This is a genomic window from Snuella lapsa (genome assembly GCF_039539345.1).
Taxonomy (GTDB): Bacteria; Bacteroidota; Bacteroidia; order Flavobacteriales; family Flavobacteriaceae; genus Snuella; species Snuella lapsa.
The window spans coordinates 1-8,096 of the sequence record NZ_BAABCY010000026.1 but is presented as its reverse complement, the minus strand read 5'-3'; the positions used below and the strand labels follow the sequence as shown (position 1 = coordinate 8,096).

The 8,096-nt window shown below is 37.1% G+C and carries 6 protein-coding genes; 4 read left to right on the top strand and 2 right to left on the bottom strand.

Annotation, left to right across the window (positions count from 1 at the left end; all coding sequences use genetic code 11):
• Positions 1-90: 90 nt before the first annotated feature.
• Both ABD792_RS04425 and ABD792_RS04420 read right to left on the bottom strand, forming a co-directional pair.
• Positions 91-1,656 carry a right-handed parallel beta-helix repeat-containing protein gene (locus tag ABD792_RS04425; RefSeq protein ID WP_345004600.1) on the bottom strand — a complete coding sequence of 522 codons (1,566 nt, stop codon included), beginning with the start codon at positions 1,654-1,656 and terminating at the stop codon, positions 91-93.
• A 97-nt stretch (positions 1,657-1,753) separates the two neighbouring features.
• The gene (locus tag ABD792_RS04420; protein WP_345004599.1) at positions 1,754-2,146 is read right to left on the bottom strand and encodes an acyl-CoA thioesterase; all 393 of its coding nucleotides are present in this window, start codon (positions 2,144-2,146) and stop codon (positions 1,754-1,756) included.
• A gap of 183 nt (positions 2,147-2,329) precedes the next feature.
• Here ABD792_RS04420 and ABD792_RS04415 point away from each other — a divergent pair, with 183 nt between their 5' ends.
• From ABD792_RS04415 to ABD792_RS04400, 4 genes are read left to right on the top strand one after another with little or no spacing between them, the layout of a single operon-like run.
• Positions 2,330-3,331 carry a GntR family transcriptional regulator gene (locus ABD792_RS04415; protein ID WP_345004598.1) on the top strand — a complete coding sequence of 334 codons (1,002 nt, stop codon included), beginning with the start codon at positions 2,330-2,332 and terminating at the stop codon, positions 3,329-3,331.
• A gap of 3 nt (positions 3,332-3,334) precedes the next feature.
• A complete protein-coding gene (locus ABD792_RS04410) occupies positions 3,335-4,828 on the top strand; it encodes a xylulokinase (RefSeq protein ID WP_345004597.1) in 1,494 nt (497 codons plus the stop codon).
• Between the two features lie 7 nt (positions 4,829-4,835).
• Positions 4,836-6,161: a xylose isomerase gene (gene xylA, locus ABD792_RS04405; RefSeq protein WP_345004596.1), complete on the top strand. Its 1,326-nt coding sequence runs from the start codon at positions 4,836-4,838 to the stop codon at positions 6,159-6,161.
• A 14-nt stretch (positions 6,162-6,175) separates the two neighbouring features.
• The gene (locus tag ABD792_RS04400; RefSeq protein ID WP_345004594.1) at positions 6,176-7,843 is read left to right on the top strand and encodes a sodium:solute symporter; all 1,668 of its coding nucleotides are present in this window, start codon (positions 6,176-6,178) and stop codon (positions 7,841-7,843) included.
• The last annotated feature ends 253 nt before the right edge of the window (positions 7,844-8,096 follow it).

The following is an 8,096-nucleotide window of genomic DNA, read 5'->3' as shown; positions in this document are numbered from 1 at the left end:
GAATATTGCAAAATAATCTACCCTATAAAACAAAAAAAGTCGGAAGAAAAAATCTTCCGACCATGGCTACCGTTGTGCAGGCTTTTTTTGTTAGTTATTTTCTTCAAAAACAATATGTTGATAAGCACCCAGATCTGGAGAAGCGGTTCGGTCTACATTTAAAATATCAAAAGGCACTTGTGCAGCAAATAAATCCAAACCATTATCAATGGCGGCCGATTCTTGACCAATGATCATTTGATTTTTAACAGGGTCTTTAAAATGAGGTTCTTCATTAAAGATATTATCCTGATAATGATTGGTGTCTGTTAAATCATAATTAGGCCCTGTAAAGTTGTTGTTGGAATCTTGAAAGCGAATTAAACAATTAGTAAACTTAAAATTGAAGTTTACTGTATTGTCCACAACCTCGTCCAATAGAATTTCCGGATTATCATTGCCATAAATAATACAGTTATTAAAGTTGGCTTCTGTTAAATTGGCTATATGAGTAATGCCGTCATCATCGGTTGTGTAATTATTTAGTAAAAGGGCAGGAAACTGTCTAAATCCATTAGACCAATAATTGGCAATGGTACTGTGGGTAAAGTTGTATTTGCCACCAAAAATACCTGCAAACGATGATTGTCCAGAATTGTTGATAACAATGTTTTCGCCTGTTATTGAAGTGTTTCTGGCTAGTATGCCAAAATTACTGGAATTATAGATTTGCGAATTGTTTATATTTAGTTTACTTGATGTAGCATTGGCATCTCCATCACATAAAATGCCAACAGAAGCATTTTTGATGGTTGCGTAGTTAATTTGGTTATCTGTACTGCCTTCAAAAAGCCAGATAGTGCCCCATTGTCCAGGAGTATCCGAAAAGGAGGGCTCTAAACGATCTCCTTCAAAGATAACTTCGTTTTCCAAAAGTTCTTGATCTGCACTATAAGTGCCATTTATTTTTAAAGATGCACCATCGGTTACTATTAGTCCTGATTCTGCATGAAAATAAATACGTGCACCAGCATCAATAGTCAATGTTTCTCCATTAGGAACGGCTGCAAAGCCATAAATAACATAAGGTTTTTCATTGGTGAAGTTGAGCTCTTCCGGGAGTAATTCACGACCTTGCAATGTTGTTTCTACAACCTCGCCATCGATATTAAGCGTTAAGGTTTCAATAATCTTGGTTGTATCATCTCTGTTGGGATATATAAATACCGCATCTTTAACAAGAGTAACAAGGGGTACTTTTTGCTGGTTAGCACCCGAATCAAATTCAATGGCATCCGTATATAAAAATTGATTTTCTGTAGTAGGCTTGTTAGCTATGTCTACCGTGGTTTCAATAAAAATATATAAACTGTCCTTGGCTAATATTTCAACATTCTCAAATAGCTTTCCAGGGATACCATCTACATTTAATCGGTATTCCGAATCTTCTCCCATGCCAAGTTTTACCGAGGGAATAACTATATCCTTGTTACTTTTATTATAGACTTTTAATTGGTAAGTGCTAGATCCTATGTTTGTGAAAACAGTATCTAAGTAAACAGTGTCCTTAGAGAATTCAAGTGTTCCGGTACTTGGTGAAAAATCAAAATCTTTTCGGCAAGAACTCCATAATACCAAAAAAAAGAATGTAAGTACAAAATATACCGGGCGTTTCATAAAGTGATAAAATTTAATAGGCAATACTAGTATAAAATAGTTTAATACAAAAAACTTAAATATAACTTAAAAAAAGAGGAATTAGTATTTAGGTGAATTATTTTAAAAATAGATTCTTTATCTCCTGTGTAATTCTGGCAGGTTTCCTTGTTTCCGACTTAATTAAACACCAAGTGGTTTCCGATTTTGCCAATAATTTATTGGTGTGCTCATTAAAAAATTCAACAATACGGATACTGGTAAGCCCTTCCGATTTACTAATGTAGGTTTTAAGCCGAATCATGTCGTTTAAAAACGCCTCTCCTTTATATTCAATACAATGCGAAAGCATTACCCAAAAGTAAGTATCTTGTATTTGTTTAGGGGCATTTTGGAGCCAGTGCTTTTTAGCAATATCTTCTACCCACTGTACATAACACACGTTGTTAACATGGTCTAGATCATCAATGTCTGTTTTATTAACGGTAAGTGTAGCTTCGTAATATTGCATGTAAATTCCTTTTGAGGACAAAAATAGGTCATATTTTTAGTTTCCAACAGTTTTAGAAGTTCGAATAATTTATTAACAAGGTTTTGAGAAAATAAAATTTATTTATAATATTGTGTTCTGTGCTGTTCTGTGCTGCTTTTGTGTGTTGCACAAAAAATAACAATTTTAGAACGTAAATTGGAGATGAGTAAAAACAAGCTTAGGTTGGTTCTGGATGATAATTTGGGCATTCCCAAATATCAACAAATAATAAATGCTGTTACAGAAGGGCTGGAGAACAATGTTTTAAAAATAGGAGATTCATTACCATCTATTAACGCATTCAGTAAAGATTACGGAATGGCAAGGGATACTGTTTTTAAAGCCTATTCCCAATTAAAGAAGGATGGCATTATTAAATCTACTCCCAACAAAGGGTATTTTATTTCTGGAAATAGTATCAAGGTGCTTTTAGTTTTAGACACCTTTAAGGCTTATAAAGAAGTGCTGTACGGGGCTTTTATCAATAATTTACCAGATAATATTATTGTAGACCTACAATTTCATCATTATAACCCCGATAATTTTAAAACCATATTTAGGAATACCAAAGGTAAATACTACAAGTATGTGGTTATGGGGTTTAACCATAAGGAAGTACCCCGTGTGCTTTCTGAAATTGATAAAGATAAGTTGTTGTTAATTGATTGGAACATTCATTCCAATTCAGATCATAATTATGTATTTCAAGATTTTGGAAAAGCCTTTTACGAGGCATTAGTAAGCATTAAGGACAGTTTAAAAAAGTACAGGTCTTTGAGTTTTATATATCCCGAATTCACGTATCACCCCAAGGAAACACTTGTCTTTTTTGAGAAGTTCTGTAAAGAGCATCAATTCCATTACAACATTGTTGAGAATTCTAAAGCCTTTAAGGTAGAAAGCGGCAAAGCCTACATAAGTGTAAGTGATCGCATTTTGGGTAAGTTTTTGGAACAATGCCGGGATATGGGCTTTGAGCCTGGAGAAGATGTTGGTTTTTTGTCTTATAACGAGACACCAATGAAAAAGTTTATTTACAAAGGTATTACCGTAGTATCCACCAATTTTGAAACTTTGGGGGTAAAAGCCGCTGAATTCATTACAAGTCATGAACCCATGAAGCATTATGTACCCACTAAAATTACAATAAGAGAATCGTTATAAATTATGTATTATTTAGGATTAGATATAGGAAGTTCATCCATAAAAGCCGCTTTGGTTGAATCAGATAGTGGAAAACGTTTGGGGCTTGTGCAGGAACCCGAAACAGAAATGAGCATGTTGGCCTTAAAAAACGGTTGGGCCGAACAGGATCCTGATATTTGGTGGCAACATGTTTGTAAAGCCATTAATCGATTAAAGGCGCAGTGTCAAATCTCTGGAGAGCAGATTAAAGGAGTTGGAATTTCGTATCAAATGCATGGTTTGGTATTAGTTGATAAAGCAGGAAAGCCTTTAAGAAAGAGCATAATTTGGTGCGATAGCCGTGCTGTCGATATTGGAAATAAGGCCTTTCAGGATTTAGGTGTAGATACCTGTGCCAGCCATGTGCTAAATTCACCAGCTAATTTTACGGCTTCCAAGTTGAAATGGGTAAAGGAGAATGAGCCTGAAATTTACGAACAGGCTTATAAGTTTATGCTGCCAGGCGATTACATTGCCTATAAGCTCTCCAATAAGATCAATACAACCATATCAGGATTATCCGAAGGGATTTTTTGGGATTTTAAGGAAGATGATGTTGCTAACTTCCTCTTGGAGTATTACGGTTTTGAAGCTTCATTGGTGCCCGATATTGTCGATACGTTTGGAGAACAGTCAACAGTCGCTAAAAAGGGAGCCGAAGAAAGTGGTCTTGTTGAGGGCACTCCTATCCTTTACCGAGCTGGCGACCAGCCAAACAACGCACTGTCGTTAAATGTGTTTAACCCAGGAGAAGTTGCTGCAACAGGAGGTACTTCGGGCGTGGTGTATGCGGTTACAGATAAACTTTCGGGTAAAGAACATACGCGTGTTAATAATTTTGCACATGTAAATTATAAAAAATCAGAACCGCGAATAGGTAAACTGCTAAATATTAACGGTGCAGGTATTCAATACCGTTGGTTGCTTAACAACTTAGATGTAAGTTCATACGAAGAAATGAATACTTTGGCAGAAGGCGTACCATTAGGTGCAGATGGCGTTTGTTTAATCCCTTTTGGGAACGGAGCAGAGCGAATGTTGAATAATAAAGAAATAGGTACACGACTGTTAAACGTTAACCTGAACAATCATAACAAGAGTCATATCTGTCGTGCTGCTTTAGAAGGTATAGCATTTTCTTTTGTCTATGGCATCGAGATATTAAAATCAGATGGTATCCAGGCCAAAGTGATACGCGCTGGTAATGACAATTTGTTCCGTTCAGACATTTTTGCCAATACTGTAGCGACCTTAATAGGTCAGGAAATTGAGATTTACAATACAACTGGTGCTATTGGAGCAGCTAGAGCAGCAGGTTTACATAAAGGAGGTGTCGAAAATTTTGGAAAATGGATTGTTGAAAACGACCTCGTAACAACATTTAAGCCCTCTACAGATAAAACGGCGTATTTGGAAGCTTACAAAAAGTGGAAAGAAGAATTAGAATTAATTATAAACAAAGAATCATTAAAATAGTTATATCATGGCAGTTATAGGAAACAAAGAATACTTTAAAGGCATTAATGCCATAAAATATGAAGGGAAAGAATCGGATAATCCCCTGGCTTTTAAATATTACAACCCAGATCAGGTAGTGGCAGGAAAAACCATGCGCGAGCATTTTAAATTTGCCATTGCCTATTGGCATACCTTCTGTGGCCAGGGAAGTGATCCATTTGGGCCAGGAACGCAAAATTTTGAATGGGATCAGTCTTCAGATCCTGTTCAGGCCGCAAAAGACAAAGCAGATGCAGCTTTCGAGTTTATTAGCAAAATGGGCTTCGATTATTTTTGCTTTCATGATTTCGACCTCATTCAGGAAGGTGCCACATTTGCAGAATCCGAAAAGCGATTAGCAACCATTACAGAATACATTAAACAGAAGAAAGCCGGTTCTGGTATTAAATTGCTATGGGGAACAGCAAATTGTTTCTCCAACCCACGTTATATGAATGGGGCTGCGACCAATCCAGATTTTAATGTGTTAGCTAGAGCAGGCGGACAGATAAAGCTGGCTTTGGACGCAACGATAGCATTAGATGGTGAAAACTATGTGTTTTGGGGGGGGCGAGAAGGTTATATGTCCTTGCTTAATACAGATATGGGACGCGAACTGGATCATATGGGGCAATTTCTGGCCATGGCAAGAGACTATGCCAGAGCACAAGGATTTGAAGGAAATTTCTTTATAGAGCCTAAACCAATGGAACCTATGAAGCACCAATACGATTTCGATGCTGCCACCGCAATAGGTTTTTTACACAAGTATGGTTTAGAAAAGGATTTTAAGATGAATATAGAAGTAAACCATGCTACTTTGGCGCAACATACGTTCCAACATGAAATGCAGGTTGCGGCCAATGCTGGTATGCTAGGAAGTTTAGATGCGAACAGAGGCGATTACCAGAATGGTTGGGATACAGACCAGTTTCCTAACAATATTCAGGAAACTACCGAGGCCATGCTTGTATTCTTAAAAGCTGGTGGACTTCAGGGAGGCGGTATTAATTTTGATGCTAAAATAAGAAGGAATTCTACCGATATGGAAGATGTATTCTATGCACATATTGGTGGTGCAGATACTTTTGCACGAGCCTTACTTATTGCCGATAAGATTGTTAACTCGTCGCCCTATGAAGCATTAAGGACGAAGCGATATAGTTCCTTCGATTCAGGAAAAGGAAAAGATTTTGAAGCAGGAAAGTTGAATTTAAGGGATTTGTATGAGATAGCACAAGACAATGGCGAGTTAGCATTACAAAGTGGTAAACAAGAATTGTTTGAAAATATAATCAACCAATATATATAAAAAAAACAGATGGTATGGGTACTGTTCTAGAAAGTTGGGACTGGGTAGTCCTCGGAATTTATTTTTTAGCTCTTATTGCTGTAGCAGTATGGGTAGTTTTACAAAAGAACAAAAATACTGAAGATTATTTTTTGGCAGGGCGTAATGTGGGATGGTTTGTAATAGGAGCCTCCATATTCGCTTCCAACATTGGTTCGGAGCATGTTGTGGGTTTGGCAGGAACAGGGTTCGAATCTGGAACACCTATGGCTCATTACGAACTGCATGCTTGGATTGTTTTGCTTTTAGGATGGTTGTTTCTGCCTTTTTATATCCGAAGTGGAGCCTTTACCATGCCCGAATTTCTAGAAAAAAGGTTCGATAGCCGATCCCGTTGGTTTTTATCGCTTTTTTCCTTGGTGGGCTATGTGTTAACCAAAGTATCCGTTACCATTTATGCGGGCGGTATTGTTGTATCCGAATTATTAGGGATTCCTTTTTGGTATGGAGCCATAGGCATTGTCATTTTTACAGGAGTTTATACCATTATAGGAGGAATGAAGGCCGTAATTTATACAGAGACCCTGCAAACCATAATTCTTATTTTGGGATCGGTAATTATTACTTATTTAGGACTTCAAGAGGTTGGAGGATGGAACCAGCTTTCAAGTACTGTTAAAAGTGTTAGCCCCGAGCATTTTAATATGTGGCGTCCAATGAGTGATCCCGATTTCCCTTGGACGGGACTGTTATTTGGTGGAACCATTGTTGGTATTTGGTATTGGTGTACCGATCAGTACATTGTACAAAGAACGCTGGCAGCAAATAATATTAAGGTTGGTAGAAGAGGCGCTATTTTTGGAGCATACTTAAAATTGCTTCCCATCTTCATTTTTTTAATACCAGGTATTATCGCTTTTGCTTTAAGTATTCAAAATCCTGAAGTTTTTGGATTGGATAAGGCAGACAGGGCTTTTCCAATGCTAGTTAAGGCATTGTTGCCAATAGGTCTAAAAGGGCTGGTTGCTGGAGGATTAATGGCAGCTTTAATGAGTTCGTTGGCATCCGTATTTAACTCGTGTTCAACCATTTTTACTATTGATGTATATAAAAAGTTGAGACCTAATAAAACAGAAAAGGAGTTGTTGAGTATTGGTAAGGTGGCTACAGCAGTAATCGTGTTTTTGGGAATATTATGGATTCCAATTATGGAAAAGATAGGAGGTGGTGTTATGTACCAGTATCTTCAAAATGTACAGTCTTATATTGCACCCCCAGTAACAGCCGTATTCCTATTAGGGATTATTTGGAAGCGCACCAATTCCCAAGCAGCAATAACTACATTGCTTACAGGACTTGGGTTACTTATTATACGCCTGGCATCCGAGATATATTATCAACCGCAAATAAGCCATTTTAGAGAAACTGGTGAGCAGGTAGCCTCAGGAATTATGTATGGTTTTGCTACGATTAATTTTGCACATATGGCAATCTTTATGTTTGTATTCTCGGTAGGATTATGTGTGCTGATGAGTTTAGCAACCACCCCGCCAAATTATGAGCGTATAAAAGGCCTGTCCTTTGGAACATTAACGATTGAGGATAAAAAGCTATCCAAAGGCAGTTATAGTAAAATCGATATTGTATTATCTGTGTTATTGGTTATTATAGTCATAGGGATTTTATCCTATTTCACAGGCTAAGACACGATTAAGAAATTGTTAATAGCAGGCAATATCTGTATTTAATTAAATTAAGTTTAAGCACCCTCTAAAATGGGTGCTTTTTTGTTGTTAATACGAAGCATTGGCAGGTAACCCTGTAATATCGTGTCACAAGAATTTTCTATCTTAGGTAAGTAAGATGGTTTTAGTTATGTAAATTAATTTAACGTGAATCTTGTTTAAGCCGCCCATAGAGATAGTTGATTGGATTCAATGGGTGTAATGTTCAGAG

Bases quoted from the DNA above. Each gene is read 5' to 3' on its own strand.
- ABD792_RS04425 (WP_345004600.1), bottom strand. From the start codon at position 1,656: ATGAAACGCCCGGTATATTTTGTACTTACATTCTTTTTTTTGGTATTA.
- ABD792_RS04420 (WP_345004599.1), bottom strand. From the start codon at position 2,146: ATGCAATATTACGAAGCTACACTTACCGTTAATAAAACAGACATTGAT.
- ABD792_RS04415 (WP_345004598.1), top strand. From the start codon at position 2,330: ATGAGTAAAAACAAGCTTAGGTTGGTTCTGGATGATAATTTGGGCATT.
- ABD792_RS04410 (WP_345004597.1), top strand. From the start codon at position 3,335: ATGTATTATTTAGGATTAGATATAGGAAGTTCATCCATAAAAGCCGCT.
- xylA (WP_345004596.1), top strand. From the start codon at position 4,836: ATGGCAGTTATAGGAAACAAAGAATACTTTAAAGGCATTAATGCCATA.
- ABD792_RS04400 (WP_345004594.1), top strand. From the start codon at position 6,176: ATGGGTACTGTTCTAGAAAGTTGGGACTGGGTAGTCCTCGGAATTTAT.